Annotated in this window: 12 protein-coding genes; 7 read left to right on the top strand and 5 right to left on the bottom strand. The window is 38.0% G+C overall.

The window, feature by feature from the left end; all coding sequences use genetic code 11:
- Window positions 1–87: 87 nt before the first annotated feature.
- Genes ABIB40_RS13490 through ABIB40_RS13480 form a run of 3 tightly spaced genes read left to right on the top strand, consistent with a single transcriptional unit; the run spans window position 88 to window position 3,341 of the window.
- Window positions 88–648 (top strand): Hsp70 family protein, encoded by a 561-nt coding sequence (locus tag ABIB40_RS13490; RefSeq protein ID WP_354359908.1) that lies wholly within the window; start codon window positions 88–90, stop codon window positions 646–648.
- On the top strand, window positions 609–1,826 hold the full coding sequence (locus ABIB40_RS13485; protein ID WP_354359906.1) for a hypothetical protein: 1,218 nt from the start codon (window positions 609–611) through the stop codon (window positions 1,824–1,826). The genes ABIB40_RS13490 and ABIB40_RS13485 overlap by 40 nt, the downstream gene beginning before the upstream one ends.
- A gap of 18 nt (window positions 1,827–1,844) precedes the next feature.
- Entirely contained in the window at window positions 1,845–3,341 is a 1,497-nt protein-coding gene (locus tag ABIB40_RS13480; protein WP_354359905.1) for a hypothetical protein, read from the top strand.
- 206 nt (window positions 3,342–3,547) lie between these two features.
- Here ABIB40_RS13480 and ABIB40_RS13475 read toward each other — a convergent pair whose 3' ends face one another.
- The 3 genes from ABIB40_RS13475 to ABIB40_RS13465 form a co-directional block, all read right to left on the bottom strand.
- A complete protein-coding gene (locus ABIB40_RS13475; RefSeq protein WP_354359907.1) occupies window positions 3,548–3,982 on the bottom strand; it encodes a hypothetical protein in 435 nt (144 codons plus the stop codon).
- A 265-nt stretch (window positions 3,983–4,247) separates the two neighbouring features.
- Entirely contained in the window at window positions 4,248–9,839 is a 5,592-nt protein-coding gene (locus ABIB40_RS13470) for an alpha-2-macroglobulin family protein (RefSeq protein ID WP_354359904.1), read from the bottom strand.
- A gap of 198 nt (window positions 9,840–10,037) precedes the next feature.
- Window positions 10,038–12,104, bottom strand: a complete 2,067-nt coding sequence (locus tag ABIB40_RS13465; RefSeq protein WP_354359903.1) for a beta-L-arabinofuranosidase domain-containing protein — start codon at window positions 12,102–12,104, stop codon at window positions 10,038–10,040.
- A 181-nt stretch (window positions 12,105–12,285) separates the two neighbouring features.
- On the opposite strand from ABIB40_RS13465, the gene ABIB40_RS13460 reads away from it, so the two are divergent.
- Window positions 12,286–12,714: a GNAT family N-acetyltransferase gene (locus ABIB40_RS13460; protein ID WP_354359902.1), complete on the top strand. Its 429-nt coding sequence runs from the start codon at window positions 12,286–12,288 to the stop codon at window positions 12,712–12,714.
- Between the two features lie 40 nt (window positions 12,715–12,754).
- Window positions 12,755–13,828, top strand: coding sequence for an alanine racemase (locus ABIB40_RS13455; protein ID WP_354359901.1), 1,074 nt, complete (start codon window positions 12,755–12,757; stop codon window positions 13,826–13,828).
- Window positions 13,829–14,056: 228 nt separating this feature from the next.
- On the opposite strand, the gene ABIB40_RS13450 is transcribed toward ABIB40_RS13455, so the two are convergent.
- Window positions 14,057–14,269 (bottom strand): hypothetical protein, encoded by a 213-nt coding sequence (locus tag ABIB40_RS13450; RefSeq protein WP_354359900.1) that lies wholly within the window; start codon window positions 14,267–14,269, stop codon window positions 14,057–14,059.
- Window positions 14,270–14,461: 192 nt separating this feature from the next.
- Between ABIB40_RS13450 and ABIB40_RS13445 the strand changes: the two genes are divergently transcribed.
- Together ABIB40_RS13445 and ABIB40_RS13440 are read left to right on the top strand one after the other, a co-directional pair.
- The gene (locus ABIB40_RS13445; protein WP_354359899.1) at window positions 14,462–14,674 is read left to right on the top strand and encodes a hypothetical protein; all 213 of its coding nucleotides are present in this window, start codon (window positions 14,462–14,464) and stop codon (window positions 14,672–14,674) included.
- Complete coding sequence (locus ABIB40_RS13440; protein WP_354359898.1) at window positions 14,661–14,999, top strand: type II toxin-antitoxin system PemK/MazF family toxin; 339 nt, start codon at window positions 14,661–14,663, stop codon at window positions 14,997–14,999. The genes ABIB40_RS13445 and ABIB40_RS13440 overlap by 14 nt, the downstream gene beginning before the upstream one ends.
- Before the next feature lie 66 nt (window positions 15,000–15,065).
- On the opposite strand, the gene ABIB40_RS13435 is transcribed toward ABIB40_RS13440, so the two are convergent.
- Complete coding sequence (locus tag ABIB40_RS13435) at window positions 15,066–15,443, bottom strand: SRPBCC domain-containing protein (protein ID WP_354359897.1); 378 nt, start codon at window positions 15,441–15,443, stop codon at window positions 15,066–15,068.
- Window positions 15,444–15,451 lie beyond the last annotated feature (8 nt).

Raw genomic sequence — 15,451 nt, 5'->3', positions numbered from 1 at the left:
GTAGTCAACACGCGTGCATAATTAAGCTGTTTTTCTAAAACCAACAACCGAAATTGTTGATAACTATGCTTTTTTAGTACAAGCTGAATAGTTACCCAAATTAAAATAGATGCAGAAATTCACGATGTAGAATTGCAAATACAACGTAAAGAATTAGAGGGTCTTTTACAGCCAATTGTAGATCAAACGATACAGCAGCTAAACCAAATAATGCAGCGCAATAAATTAGTGGCTAAAGATATTAATGAAATACTTTTGGTAGGAGGGAGCACGTATATTCCATTGGTAAAGCAAGAGTTAAAAGCTACTGGTATAGCGGTAAATACAAAGCTAGATCCAACTACGGCCGTGGCTGTGGGTGCAGCTTATTATGCGGCTAATAAATTCTATCGCACAGTAAAGCCAGAAATGAGCGAGCTAAGTTTGGAGGATATTTTGCACGAAAAGGGTGCGCCCGAAGAGGCTATTAAAACATCCTTAGAATTATCGCTTAGCTACAGCAAAATGAGCAAAGATGTAGAGGAGGTTTTAATTGCAAAAGTGACTGGCGATGTTGATGGACATAGCTACCGCATTATGCGCAGCGATGGTGGTTTGATACCGGAATTGTGGCGCTTAAACAAAAATTTACCGAATTTCTACCACTAATAACAGGTTTAAATAATGTTTTTCAAGTTAAAATTTATGATGCTACTCAAACCGAATTGCCAACGTTGGCTCAAGAAATAGCCATTACCCAGGGTCAATTTAGCATTACTGGGCAGCCATTGCCGCAAGATGTCTGTATTGAGTTAGACGACAAAGAAAATAAAACCACTAAACTGGAAGTGGTGTTTGAGAAAAACAGCATTTTGCCACAGCAAAAGTCGCTTTATAGAGAACTTTCTAAAACCATAAAAAAGGATAGTGACGAATTTCTTATCATCAATATTTTAGAAGGAGATAGAAATGCGCGTCCACTTTCTAACCTTATTATCGGTGTGATAAAAATTACGGGAAAGGACTTAAATTCAGACCTCATTAAAGGCTCGGATATAGAACTTCAAATCACTTTGACAGATAGTCGAGAACTTCAAGTATCTGTTTATTTAGTGATGACTCAACAAGAGTTTAAAAATGTATTTTCAGTTTCAGAAAAGCATATTAACCTAGCAAGGTTAAAAGAACAATTTGTAGATTTAGAACACGAAATAAGACATAGCATACGCACATTTTCTGTCGATGAAAATGATGTTTGGGCCATACAAGCGCACCAATATGTAAAAGAATTAGAACGATATAAGGAAGATGTACACCTGCTAACCGAAAACGACAATACCGATAAAAAATATGTGATAGCGGAAGCCATTCAGCGCATAAGTCAAGAATATGATAAGCTGGGTGGCGAAGATAGATTACAGAATTTGCGGCATGAGTATTTAGATATCAAGGAGCTGGCAGAGCAATATTTGCCTTCGGTAGATTTTAGGAAAGATGAGTTGAAACAAGAATTTAACAGAATTTGCCAGAATGAACCTTCTATTATGATAAGCCGAAATGCTGCCCGGTTAGAAAAAGCGATAGAGTTTATGGACAATTTTATATATAAGGTGATGATGAATAACCTAAGCCATCTTATAGCTAAGTTCGAAGAATTTAAAAACTATAGTCCAGATTCTTATACCAACTATAAAGGTGCTCAGATAATTTTTCAGCATGCTCAAAAAGCGTTAGAGGCAGAACAATTTTTTGAGTTTAGGCAACTGGTATATAACATAACACATCTTTTTACCAACTATAATTTCAAAGCATTAAATGACGATTTTCAAGGCACTGGAATCGGTTAAATCTCCAAATACGGCGCTATGCAGTACAAATCGTTAGATCGTTTTTTTAAGCACATACAATTAGATATTTCCACTGTTGGGGCTGATAATATTGGCCGCATACGCAAGGTGGTAAATGCAGAGTTTGCCTTGTCTGATACTGGAATTATCTCGGTAGGAGAGCAGAGCTATAGCAAGCAAGATTTGCTAGATGTGTTAGACGCGCCCGATGTTTTAGATTTGCTAAAGGCACACCACAGCATTTCTGGACATCCACTATTCCTAGATTTTTTGCTAAACGGCAACTTTAATCCTCTGGTGAATTTAGAGGTAGAAGAATTAAAAAGTAATGCAAAAGTGGTAGAGCTTACTTCTATCGCTACTGCGGTTCAATTTAATAAAAACCAAAGGAAGCTTTTAGATACTTGTCAGTTTCAGTTGGCTAGCGCGCAAATGCTCTTGTTACCAATGGTTAGACAACAGGATAGTGAAGTAGCTCTGCAAGCTATGCGGGTGTACATAGAAGAGGGTATTTACTTTTTTAAAAACACCAATAAGGTTACCCATTTTGAAAAATTAGCAGAAATAAACCGTTGGACCTTAGATTGGGCACAATGGATAAATGAGGTTCCAGATTTACTGTTAGACCAAAAAAGAGAACTTGCTACTAAACTGATAAATTATTGTGTAGAAATACAGAACGAAGATAAGAAAAGCACGTATCTATTTAGTCGGCAGCTCGTTCAGCTAAGTTTTCTTACTACAGCCAATAGAAAAGTGGTGGTAAGTAATCATGCGGTTTTCGAAAAAAATGTAGCCCTACTAAAAATTCTACCCAAAGCGTTACAACGCAAATATAGTAAAACGTGGAGTTTTAGGACGGTTTGGCTAGTATTGGTTGGCTTGATTTTTCTTGGACGGTTTCTAATCTATATTGCAGATTATAAGAAGGGTTCTGTTAAGCTCGATAAAGGGCAAACAGCAATTGAATTAGAAGAAGCGACTAATCAGTATTTGAAAAAGAATGAAGATAATATATTCAATTATTTTAAGACTTTTAAGCAAGATACCTCAGCAATTATACTGTCAAACAAAGCTAATTTTATAAGTTATCTTTATCTGGATTCTGCTAAACGAGGTATTAAAATACAGAATACTACCAAGACCGATTTTGTTCTTTTACTCAGCTACAAAGATGGACTGATAGATTTTCGTTTACCAAAGGGAAAAATGATAGACTTTAATTACTCCAATGGGGAAGCGATTCATTTTTTACTATTTTCTAATGCTAAAATGGAGGGGAAATCCTTAAATAGAGGGCAACTGATAGATGGAAAATGGATAGCCTTGAAAGAAAAAGGCGCTACTATAGATGTAGGAGATTTGATCGCGATTGATTCTAACACTGTGCTGAACGTTGCAAATCCTAGTCCACCAAGGGCATCCATATTGCTCAGAATAACGCAGACTGGCAGTAATTACTACTTGCATCATGACGATGCCGTAGAAGTTGCGACAAAGAAATTGGAGAAATAAGGGTTTTTAAATTACCAGCCTATTTTTTTAAATAGCGCTTGGTCTCTATTAAGAAAGCATGTAAAATTTCTACATTGGTCATAGGTGCCTAATGTTTAAAAATTACATCGACTAATAGTCCTATTATCACTGCCATAACTACAAAAGTGATTATCCCCAACATGTAAGCCGAAAATGCTTTAAAATAGCTAGATGCTTTTTGCTCATTAAAAAACTGTCCAATTGCCCAAATGCCAAGCGACATCTGCGAGACCGCCAAACTGTATTAATTTGACGTGAGTAATTTTTTGAAACAGCGCAAATATTGTGTAAAATAACATCGTCATTCCAAGAACGAAACACAGCAAAATTAAGATTTCATAAAAATTAAACTTATGTTTTTTAAAGAAAAGTTTTGTCCAGAGTGCAATACATATTCCTATCATTATATTAGCATAAACGTAATGATTTTGAATCCAGCTGAAAATAGTTACTAGTGTAGATTTTGCGTTTCCGCGGAAAACAATGTAACCTGGTTCAATATTAAAAAAGTGACAGACCAGCGTATAGATTAAAGAAGTTAAAACAATAAAAATAATTGGTTTAACAAGGCGGTTTCTGTCTTCCAATATAAATTGTTGAACACTTTTACCTGGTCTAATTAATAATTCTCTAATGGTATAGAAAATCCCTTTATCAAAATGTAAAACGTGCTCAATTTCTTGGATAATGTAATGGCCGTTTATTCGTTTAACCGCAACTGGTTGTCCACAATCCTGACAAAAATTACTATTTAATTCGCTGTTACAGTTTTACAATTTACCATTTATCGTTATTAGTTTCTAATTACGGCAAATTCGCAATAATTAAGTTCCCATTTTAAAGGCATCGAGTTCAACGCCTTTAAAATGAAATTAAGTAAATTCCTTACTTTACCACCTCTACCCATTGTCCATCCTTAGTTGCAGAAATGTTGTTGTTGTACATTGCTTCACACTGCACTGCAGATAAATAATAACGGCCAATGTAAGAAGCGTTTAGCAAGACCTTGTACACCAAGCTTTCGTTTTCTCTAATATTGAAGTAGGTAAACACCCTATCGTCTCTTATGTCTTGATAGTTAAAAGGCGAAGAAGCCAAAATGCTTTGGTTGTCGTTTAGCCTGGTGTTTATGATTTCCCAGCCCGATGGGAAAATTTGCGTTAAGGCCATCTGTTCGTAATAACCCATGCTGCCTGGGTTTTTAATGGTTACTTCTGCATAAAAATCAGAACCTTGTTTTATGGTTGTTGGATCTATTGCCACCCCGTTTAGGCGCTTATAGACCACGTTCATGTCCAATATATCGGGTCTGTTTGGTAAGAAATTATTCTGCCCAGCCATGGGTTGACCTTCCAAAACCAAACGAACGAACAATACATTATCGCCGGTATTGGTTACAGAAGTTGCATTGCCACTAAAGTTTAACAGCGTGCTGTTCAAATAATCATCAGCATTTACAGTGGCAGATTTTTTATCGAGGACATAACTGTATTTTAACCTATTCGCCGCCTTATTGCTTCCGCAGAATTTTGCAATAGCCAATAAACTATAAGCCGTTGTTTGGGTGCTGTACCAAGTATCTTCGCCCATTTTTGTTGCAATGGGTTGCAAAATACTTGCTGCCTTTGCTTTTTGGCCCAGTAAAGTAAGTGTTTCCAAAATCATGGCTTCATCTCTAATGTTGCTGCCATAAGTTCCGCCGAGCTGATTATAAGGTTTTACATCTATCGCCAAACCGCGTACCATGTTTTGCGCAATATCGTTTTGACCGGCCAGTTTGTATGCAGCAGCCAAACGCCATTTCGAAGCAACCGATAAATATTGGAAAGCCTTTAATCTGTTCATGGCTGCCATTTCGGGTTTTTTAGCTAAGGCGAGAATGTACAATCTATACGCCTGAGATAAATCTCCGCCATAAAAATTATTGCTATTTGGAATCCAATTGCTGGCTTTGTCTTTTTCATAACGCAGCAATCCGTCTAGCAAGCCCACCGGAATGGTATAACCCGCGTTTTGCGCTTCAATTAAGAAATGACCGCCGTAATTGGTCCCCCATTCGTCGGCATTTGGATCACCTGGCCAGTAGGAGAGGCCACCGCTTACCGTTTGGAAATCTTTAAGCTTGTTGATGCCCGCTTTGATGTTTTTCTCCGCTTTTGCTTTTTGAGTTTCGGTTAACTTCGTCAAACGATCTAAAAATAATTGAGGAAAAACGCCAGAAGTGGTCTGCTCAATGCAGCCATGAGGGTATTGGATTAAGAAATTTAACCGCTTGCTTAAATTTATGGCAGGAATAGAAGAGACTTCTAAGGAACCTGAGTTTGTACCCTCCATACCAATTGGCTTGTAATCGACAGACCATTTTTGCCCAGGTTGTAAGGTTGCAGAAACTACATTGGTTACATAAGGATTTGGATTTCGAATGTCCATTTCTACATCGTAAACTGTTTTTTCGTTTCCGCTTTGCGCGATGACTTTTATCTTGGCAATGCCAACTTTCTCTGGCGCTTTCACATCAAAATAGGTCATTTGATCACCAACTTTAGCGTAATGTAAGGTAGTTTTATTGTTGCCTTCAATAATCAAATTACTGGTTTGCAGACTTAACGACACATTTTTTAAATTGTTTTCGGTAGCAAAAACGGTAACCGGAAGTCTAAAACTTTCTCCCGGACCAATCACCCTCGGCACAGTTGCAAGTACCATTAGTGGTTTTTTAACCTGTACAGATTTCTCCGCAGATCCATAAGCGCCGTCATTTCCGGCAACCACCATTGCGCGAACAGCACCTATATATTGTGGCAACTTAAATTTATGGGTGGCTGTTTGTCCTTTTGCCAAGTAAAATGGCCCCATAAATTTTACCACTGCGTTAAAGCGGTTTGCTTTCGCCGGGCTCAGATTTTTACTAATGCTTCCGTCACCACCAATGCTTAAAATGCGTTCTAAGTTTCCGCCGTAGGCACCGAGCACGTAATCAAATAAATCCCAAGTTTTTACGCCTAAACCTTCTCTAGCATAAAATGCAGCATGCGCATCGGGCGTTTTAAATCTGGTAAGATCCAATAATCCCTCATCAACTAAGGCAATTGTGTATGTCATTGCCTTGCCGTTTTGCTCTCCAACGGTAATGGTGTTTTCGGTTTCGGGTTTAATTTTATCCAACATTTTAATTGTTGGCTTCAAAATGGTTTGCGGATCCTCTATCAGCAAAGGAATGGCACCATACATCCGTATCGGCAAATCATTTATAGTTTGCGCATGTGGCTGCAACATGGTTACGTTAGCAAACACATTAGGGCTCATTTCTTTTTCTGCCTTAAAGGTAAATTGCGTTTCGCCAGCTTTGGTGTCTACCCAGAACGTTTTAACCACGCGGGTTCCATTTTCTAACGAAATAAGTGCACGGCCATTTTTGCTAGATGGCATGGTAAGCGTAATGTCTTCGCCAACTTTAAATTTTTCTTTGTTGGCTGTAAAAGAAAGCATTGCAGCTTCGGTTGGGTTGCTTCCTTGTTCGCGTTGTTGCCAGCCTGGCCAATCTATATACACCGAAGTTCCAGTTACATGACCACCGTCTAAACTACGTACTAAGATTAAATAACGGCCCCAGTTTGGCTCATCAACCCTTAAATTATAACTTCCTTTTCCGTTGGTTAGCGTTACATTTTTGGTCTCGATAAGCTTATTGTATTTGTTTTGCGTAAAGTTTGCGTAAGTGTACTGGTTATCTTGTTCCCACCACCAGCGCCATTGTGTTTTATACAATTCTACTTCTACGGTTTTATTGCCTGTTAGTAGTTTGCCATCGGTATTTACGTTCACAATAGCCATTTTATGGTCTTTGCCTGTTACCAACATGCCCGTCAACTTATCACCTTGTGGTGCTTTTACACCGAGGTAATTTTTATACATGTGGTAAGGAACACTCAAATAATCTATGCTAAAGTTGCCTCCTGGTTCAAATACCTTTGTGGTAAAGTTGGCTTTTAAAACGCCAGGTGCCGTAGCATTTTGGTCTAAGTTGGTGTTTATCGTTGCTTCGCCTTTTTCATTTAAGCTACCATCGAAAATGGTTTTAACCTGCGATTGAAAATTTACAGTTGGATTATCGAAACTATAGCCATCGAATCCCTTGAATTTGGTTTCGGTGGTGTTTAAGTTTACATCTACTTTTGCCTTTAAATTTTGTGCATCGGCGCCAAACAACCATTTTGCAGAAAGCGTTGCGGTAGAAGAGCCAGAGGTTAGGTAAGGTTTATCGCCGATGTCGAAATTAATCTTTAATCGGTTCGGCATAACCGTTTCTATTTTTATGGTTTTAGAAAAAGTTGCACCTCCTGCTTTTATTTTTGCCAGCCAGTTGCCAGTTGGCGATGTATTTTCTGTAGCTGTTTTAAAGGTGTAAAACCCATTTAAAGGTTTGGCGTTTGTAAGTCTTTTGTACAACTGCCCTTTCGGGTTGTAAAACTCCATACTTACCGGATAGTTTTCTGGGAGCTTTTTTAGTTTATCTTCTAACATAAACGATAAAAAAACACTATCTCCAGGTCTCCAAACGCCTCTTTCGCCGTAAATAAATCCTTTTAATCCATTCTGTACCATATCTCCGCCAACGTTAAATCTGCTAAGCGGCAGGGAGTTTCCGTCGTCTAATTTTAAATATCCGCGTTCAGCACCATTTTTGGCAATCAATAAAAAAGGTGTCTTTTTTAGGTCGAACTTTGCAAAGCCATCGCCATCGGTTTTACCAGAATAAATAACCTGTTTTTGGTAGTCCATTATATCAAAACTTACGCCGCTTAATGGTTTTGCAGTTAGTAAATCTGTGGCTACAATTAACATGCTTTTGTCGTTCCCCCTTTTCGCTACCAGCCCTATGTTTGAGGCAATTAAATTTCTACTCGCCCATTTATCTGAGGTGTAGTAGGAAGGTGTACAAGGATCTTCTCTATCATCCCAACGGTAATTTTTTGGGTAATAATCATTGTAGTGTTGCCAAAAATCGTCGTCTTCATCTATTTTTTCGCCATAATTATCGTCTCCGTACCGATTGTTATATTCGTCTTCATCTCCATTCTCCGTTTTGTCTATCTTACAATTAAATGCATTATACTCTGGCCTAAAGGCGATGCTAACGCGATACATGGCGCCGGGTTCGGTACGAATAAGCTTATCTAAATCTAAACTAAACCTATTTTTTTTATGGAGGTTGATGGATTTATCTTCATCCAGTCTAACTGTTTTCTGCAACAGCGGTTTCGCCACTCTACGCAGTTCATTTCCATCGTTGTAACTGTTTGTTTGAAAAAATTGAGGGATGTTATTCTCGTAAATTTTTATAACGGTAACATCTACCGCTTTAAGGTTTATCGCATCAAAGGGCAATACCAACTTTCCCGAATTTGGTAGTATGGTGCCTGCGCCAGAAATGGTAACAGCAGGCATTTTATCTTCGAAAACGAGATTGGCTGTTTTGCTTTCAGGCAATTTTTTCTGGTTGATGTTTTCTATGCCAGCAATTACTTTTACTGCATAATCGCCTTTCAGCTCTTCTGCTGCGTACACTTTTACTTGGCTTGCATCAATGGTATATCTCAAATCGCTCAGGTTGCCAAGGCTAATCATGCCATTTAAATCTTGGCCAACACCAACAGGCTCAGAAAATTGAACTAAGGCATAATCTTCTTCGCCTTGCACGGCCCTAATGTTTAAAACCTCGAACTTGTTTAAGGCAGGCACACGAATCTCTTCTTCGCCCTTTTGCGCGGCGTTTATCGCATCACCATCCCAAACTAATTTAAGCGTCTGGTCTGTTGCCTGCTTTTTAATGCTGTCTATGGTAAATTTCGAGGTGTGTTTCGATGGGTCATGTTGCCATTTTATTTTTAATTTTTGATTAAAATCTATCGATACTGTTTTTTCTATGGCTTGTGTCTCTTCGGCATCAGAGGTCGCCACTTCACCAGTTAATTTCATGTAAGCTAACGAAGTATTGTTTTGCGAAACCAATCCATTTTGCCTGAAAGCAAGGCCTGGTTTTATTATCCTAAACTCAAAATCGAAATCTTCCAACCCTTTTTCAGTCGTTAAAACTTCCGAAAGCTTAAAAGTTCCATCATAAGTTTTTCCCGGTTTCAGGGGTTCATCAGGCCTAAACTCTATGGTTTGAGGATCCACCCAAAAAGTTTTGCCACTAATCGATGGAGAAAAGTCGAACAGATCTCTTGTCTCTGCTTTGTTTAGGTCTTTCATCCCGGCTACTGCATTTGCCAGATGCACCCTAATAAAACTAGTTTTAGAAATAGTGCCAGAAGTATAAGACTCTATATATTTGGCATACGCCTGATTGTTTTGTTGCGTTTTCTTTCTGTTAAAGAAAAAGATAGTTGCTATTGCAAGGACAGAAAGAGTGAGAACACTTAAAAAAATAAGTTTTTTACTTGTTGAAGACGCATATTTAGAGGGCTGATTCATTTTTTGTGGCGGGTTGGTTTCGATTGTAAAGTAGCAAAAAAAAAGAGCTTTGGATAGATATGTTAGCAATTTTTTACGTAATGGCTAAAGAGAACAATAACCAGAAAATAATTCTTTAAAGCTATACAGTTGGTCGGCTTTGGATAGGCACAAAAAAAAGCCGCCAATATGGCGGCTTTTTAAGTAAGAATAAGGTATTTAATCTACCACAGGAAAAGCAGAGATACGTAAGCGCGCTCCACCCATTGGTACAAGCGTTAACGGCGTTGTTTTTGTTTCTGTTCTAACTGGGCTTTGCGGCAGTATACCAGCCAAACCGGTAGAATCTATTGTCCAGCTTGGAATTTCTTTTCCTTTTGCCTCTAATAAAATTGGTGCGGTTGCATTTGTAAAAGGATTATCGTTTTTTGGCCAAGGTCTTCTTACCACTTTAAAAGAATTTTTTGGGTTTTTTTGGTCTAGTAACAGGCCAAAATTCCAAGTCGATTTTGGTAGAATTTCAAAAGATGGCCATTTACTAGGGTCGGCATTCGCCTGCCATTTAGAATCGCCAATGGCTGTTTCTTTACTGTCTTTTTTAATGTAGTCTTCATCTATTTTTAAGGAATAGGTGAGTGGGCCATAATTAACGCTTACACTGTTTTTATTTTTTGCCCATTGTTTAACGGTAATGTCCATCGGAAGTTGAAGGGTAATTTGGTCTTTGTTTTTCCAAAGTTTGGTTACCTTAACGTATTCTCCAGCTGTTGCATCTACCACAACTACTTTTCCATTTACCTTAATTACTGGGCTTTTGCACCATTCTGGAATGCGCAAATACAAAGGAAAGTTAACACTTTTTGGTGTTGCCACACTAAAGGCAACCATATCTTCAAATGGGTATTTTGTGGTTTCTGTAAGCGTTATATTTGCGCCATTTCCAACTTTGGCCTTTACCGAACTCTGCGTGTAAAGTTGTGCTGCAATTCCGTTGTCTGGTGTAGCCATCCAAGCGTTTTCTGCGTAATAAACCCAACCTGCTGCATGGTTGTGCTGGCAACAACGGCTGCTAAATGGGTTCATCATTAAAAATGGACCAGAGTTATCTATTCCAGGATGATGATTTTTAGAATCGCTAACAACCATGTTGGGCGCGGTTAAATAACGTAAGGCTTTATAATCTGGCGTAAAGGCAGCAGAAAAGGTGTTAAATGCTACGTCTTCGCAATTTGCAGCCCAATAAGTGTCTCCGGTCATCTGCAGCATCATTTCATCTGATGTCATTTGTTCTACCAGCCCGCAAGTTTCTACCGCTTGCCTTGGATCGTCATAACCTTTTCTTGCGTTTTCATCTGCACCGAACATCCCACCTGGAACTTGGCCATAAATATTTCTTACTAAATGTTGGTCATTATAACTCGCCATTAAATCAGATTCTTTATGGCTTTGTAAATAGTAGGTTGCGGGTTCTCTAAAGCACTCAGCCACGTTTACGTTGTGCCAGTTAGGTAGATTGTCTTTTTGGCGCCAGTTGGCGGTGTTTCTGTCTAGTTTCGTCGCTAAATCTAGTAAAAACTTATCGCCAGTACGGTTGTAAAGCCAATAAACGCTTACCAAGTTGTCGCCGCCACGGCTATTTTCCCAATAATCTTCCAAAAATTTATCATCAGGAATGGTTAATTCCCATTTAAAATATTTGGTCATCAGCTCTATTACTCTAGGGTCTTTGCTGTATTCATAATAAGATTGCAAACACCAAAGCATCGGCATGTTTGTCCAAAGGTCTCTTTTACCCTCACCTTTATAAACCAAGGGTCCAAAATCTCCGTTTTCTCTTTGGTTGTTTATTGCTGCATCGATCCAAAACTTGGTTGCCGATAACATTTTTGGGTCTTTAAGCATATACGCTATATTTCCATAACCTTTTAACCAATACGGAAGCTCTTCCCAACCATATTTCCCCTTGCCATCTTTATGTAGCCAAGCATTGTCGTCTTTAGAAAGCCAAATGCTTATTTCGCCCAAATTTCCGGTCAACCCGTTTTTTTGCAGTTCTAGCGCTTTATGTAGCCACCCGCCGGGCGTAACACTTCCAATGGGCAGCTTAATAAAATGACTTTGCAACAGCGGTGCTCTGTTGCTTACATAGAAACTATTTGTAGCAGTGGTAGCCGTGTTTTTTACGCTTTCTGCTTTAATTTCTTGTTGTGCGCTTGCGCGGATGGAAAAGCTTGTGCCCAAAATTAGCGTTAACGCAAAAGCTTGATAAAAAAATAATTTTTTCATATTGTGGTTAAAATTTGACGCTCTAAAGTACAAAAACGATACGTAAAGAGCAATTTTATCAGAAAAACGATTTAGTAAAATTACATTTTGACGATTGAAATTTTATATTTGCAACATTCTTATATAAAAGCAATTAAAGTATTTACACTTTATCTGCTTTTTTCAAAAAAAAATAGTCAACATGATTTTTAAAAAACTGAGCGGTGAAACGGGGGAAGATTTAATTTTTACAAACCATAAAGTTGCGGCTTTTTTAGAACACCATTTAGGGCGGTTCGGAGATAAGAAAGAAGACATTCTTGCTTGCCTTGGCTATGTGTTTGCCAAGGGCGGATTTGTTATTTTGGCTGTAGAAGAGGCTGAAATTCTTGCAGCTGTAGTTGTAAACGAAACCGGGATGAAGAAGTATATTCCCGAAAATATTTTGGTTTACATTGCCGTGCACGAAGATATGAGAGGAAAGGGGCTTGGAAAAACCTTGATGGTAAAAACCATCGAAACCGCTAAAGGAGATATTGCCCTGCATGTGGAAGCAGATAATCCTGCGAAGAAATTATATGAGCGACTGGGCTTTAGTAATAAATATTTAGAGATGCGTCTGCAACGGTAGATGTCAAAAATCTAATTATTTTATCGACTAAAAAAAAATAATGGCGTATTTAAAGTTATATCGCAGTAAACTAGAGCACAATTATCAAAAGCTTCAAGCTTGGTTTTTAGAGGCAAACGTAGAGTGGGGAGTGGTTTCTAAGTTGCTCTGCGGTAATAAATTATTTTTAGAGGAATTGGTTCGGTTGGGCGTTACAGAATTTCACGACACCAGAATTACCAATTTAAAGGTCATAAAGCAAGTGGCCCCAGAAGCACAAACGGTGTATATTAAGCCGCCGGCAAGTAGAAATTTAAAACAAGTAGTAACTTATGCCGATGTAAGTTTTAATACCGAGCTGAGTACCATAAAACTTTTGAGCGAAGAAGCAATAAGGCAGAATAAGACTCATAAAATTATAATAATGGTAGAAATGGGCGATCTGCGCGAGGGAGTTATTGGCGATAAGTTGATGGCTTTTTATGCACAGGTAGTGGATATGCCCAACATTAATATTGTCGGACTTGGTACAAACCTAAATTGCTTAAACGGTATATTGCCATCGCACGATAAACTTGTGCAGCTAAGTTTGTACAAGCAATTGATAGAAACTAAGTTTAACATACACATTCCATGGGTTTCTGGTGGAACCAGCGTAACCGTTCCGTTATTGCTCCAAAAACAGTTGCCAAGTGCCGTAAACCATTTTAGGATAGGAGAGATGTTGTTTTTTGGGCTAAATCTTTTTACAAACAAAACGGTAAAAGGAATGAACAACGATGTATTTAAACTTTACGCAGAAATTATAGAGTTGCTCGAAAAGCCAAAGACACCTAGTGGAATTCAAAGCATTAACGTGTCTGGAGAAATGCCAGCTATCAATCCTCAAGACATTGGTAAGAAGCATTACAGGGCCATTTTAGATATAGGCTTATTAGATTGTAACCCTCGGTACATGATGCCAGATAACAAAGAGGTTGAAATTATTGAGGCAAGCTCTGATATGTTGGTTTTGGATTTGGGCGATAACAGCAAAGGTTTAAAAGTTGGCGATATGCTCTCTTTTACCCTTACCTACATGGGTGTGTTAGGTTTGATGAATTCTAGGTATATTGAAAAACAAATTATTGACTAAAATAGTAGAACTTTCGTCCAGAATCAATCACCTATAAAAAACCCATCGTTTATTTGGCAATTGCTAAAAAGAACGGTTTTGAAAAGGCAGTCGCCAAAAACAATCCAGTTTTTAAAATTTGAGTTGGGTTCATACCCAAGTCAAACACAAGCATCTTCGTGCTAATATCAGCGCATTTTAACAGATTAGATAAGTTGTCTTGTTCCTAAAATTCCAAAGTATAATTGGTTATTTTTTCTTAGCAGTAACAAGCACTATAACCCCTGCTAATAAAACAATCCCACCTACGTACGGAGGCCAGTTAACATCTTTTTGCTTATCTGCAGATATTTGGATTGGCCCGGCGTCTACAATTTTTTCTTTTTTGGTATAAGAGAAGCCAGTCCACACCAACATTACAATTCCTACAACAATCAAAATAATTCCTATAGTCTTATTCATAGTTTAGTGGTTAAATTTAGAAGGAGAACAAGATTTGGTAGAATATGTTTTTTAAATGGGTTACAATTCCTATTGGATGGTGTCTCAAATATAATTTATTCGTACCTTTAAAATAAGTTTGCATCAAAAAACACATTTCTGGATTGGAAAAAGCAGAGGTGAAATAGTATTTTAAATTAGAAGACGTTGGCTATGGAAACAGGATATTTAATGCAAGAAATTAAAAGGTTGCCACTCCCTCAACGTTTTTATGTAGTGGAAGAAACTATAAAATCTATTAAAGAGGAGGAACAGAGAAAGCAAATGGAAGTTGCAGCCGATATGCTTTTTAACGATTATACGAACGACGAAGAGTTAACTTCCTTTAATAGCATAGATTTAGATGGTTTTTATGAGGCAAAATGAAGCCTGGTTAATCGATCTTGACCCAACAAAAGGTGCTGAAATAAGGAAAACGAGACCTGCGGTAATTGTGAATGATGACGGACTTGGTAAACTGCCACTTAAAATTATTGTACCAATTACAGATTGGAAGGAGCATTATAAAATTGCTCCATGGATGGTGAAAATCAACCTTAGCGTAAGCAATGGGCTTGCAAAAGTTTCCTCTGCCGATTGTTTCCAAATTCGATCGCTGTCGCAAAAACGGCTTATCAAAAAAATAGGATTTATCGATATAAATACTCTTCAAGAAATTAAAGAGGCGATTAAAAGAGTTTTGAGTTTATAAATTCAACAAGGGAAACAAGATCCCACTTTTGTTCGGTTTTACTTCTGCTTTTTTTAACAGAAGTGGCTATTCTTCAAAAAAATCTATCAGTCCGCCAAAATAATTTTCTTCCAAACCAGCTGTAAAATCTTCAAAATCCTCATCTGGAATATTGGTTTGCCGAAATTCCAAAGAAGTGCCAGTTTTATCTGGGTGCAGCTTTATGGTTACCATAGATTTTTCTTTCTGCGTGCCAAAATACCACTCTTGTTCTATCTTTTTTCCATATTCGAAGGCAAGGTTTTTCCCGCAAATATCACCATCCCAAAACAAAAATTCTGTTTCTGCTTGTTCTTCAAATTCAACCTCGGCACCTGTCCATAATTGGATGCTTAGAGGTTTGGTAACCGCCAGATAAACTTCTTCTGGCACTGCGGGTATGTAAACGTATTTTCTGTAATCCATAAATTAAA

Source organism: Pedobacter sp. UYP30 (assembly GCF_040547165.1).
Classification (GTDB): domain Bacteria; phylum Bacteroidota; class Bacteroidia; order Sphingobacteriales; family Sphingobacteriaceae; genus Pedobacter.
This window is presented reverse-complemented; position numbering and strand designations above follow the sequence as displayed.

What these genes read in the sequence shown, in the direction of transcription:
- ABIB40_RS13435 (WP_354359897.1), bottom strand. Translation starts at nt 15,443, where the DNA reads ATGGATTACAGAAAATACGTTTACATACCCGCAGTGCCAGAAGAAGTT.
- ABIB40_RS13480 (WP_354359905.1), top strand. Translation starts at nt 1,845, where the DNA reads ATGCAGTACAAATCGTTAGATCGTTTTTTTAAGCACATACAATTAGAT.
- ABIB40_RS13460 (WP_354359902.1), top strand. Translation starts at nt 12,286, where the DNA reads ATGATTTTTAAAAAACTGAGCGGTGAAACGGGGGAAGATTTAATTTTT.
- ABIB40_RS13440 (WP_354359898.1), top strand. Translation starts at nt 14,661, where the DNA reads ATGAGGCAAAATGAAGCCTGGTTAATCGATCTTGACCCAACAAAAGGT.
- ABIB40_RS13450 (WP_354359900.1), bottom strand. Translation starts at nt 14,269, where the DNA reads ATGAATAAGACTATAGGAATTATTTTGATTGTTGTAGGAATTGTAATG.
- ABIB40_RS13470 (WP_354359904.1), bottom strand. Translation starts at nt 9,839, where the DNA reads ATGAATCAGCCCTCTAAATATGCGTCTTCAACAAGTAAAAAACTTATT.
- ABIB40_RS13445 (WP_354359899.1), top strand. Translation starts at nt 14,462, where the DNA reads ATGGAAACAGGATATTTAATGCAAGAAATTAAAAGGTTGCCACTCCCT.
- ABIB40_RS13465 (WP_354359903.1), bottom strand. Translation starts at nt 12,104, where the DNA reads ATGAAAAAATTATTTTTTTATCAAGCTTTTGCGTTAACGCTAATTTTG.
- ABIB40_RS13455 (WP_354359901.1), top strand. Translation starts at nt 12,755, where the DNA reads ATGGCGTATTTAAAGTTATATCGCAGTAAACTAGAGCACAATTATCAA.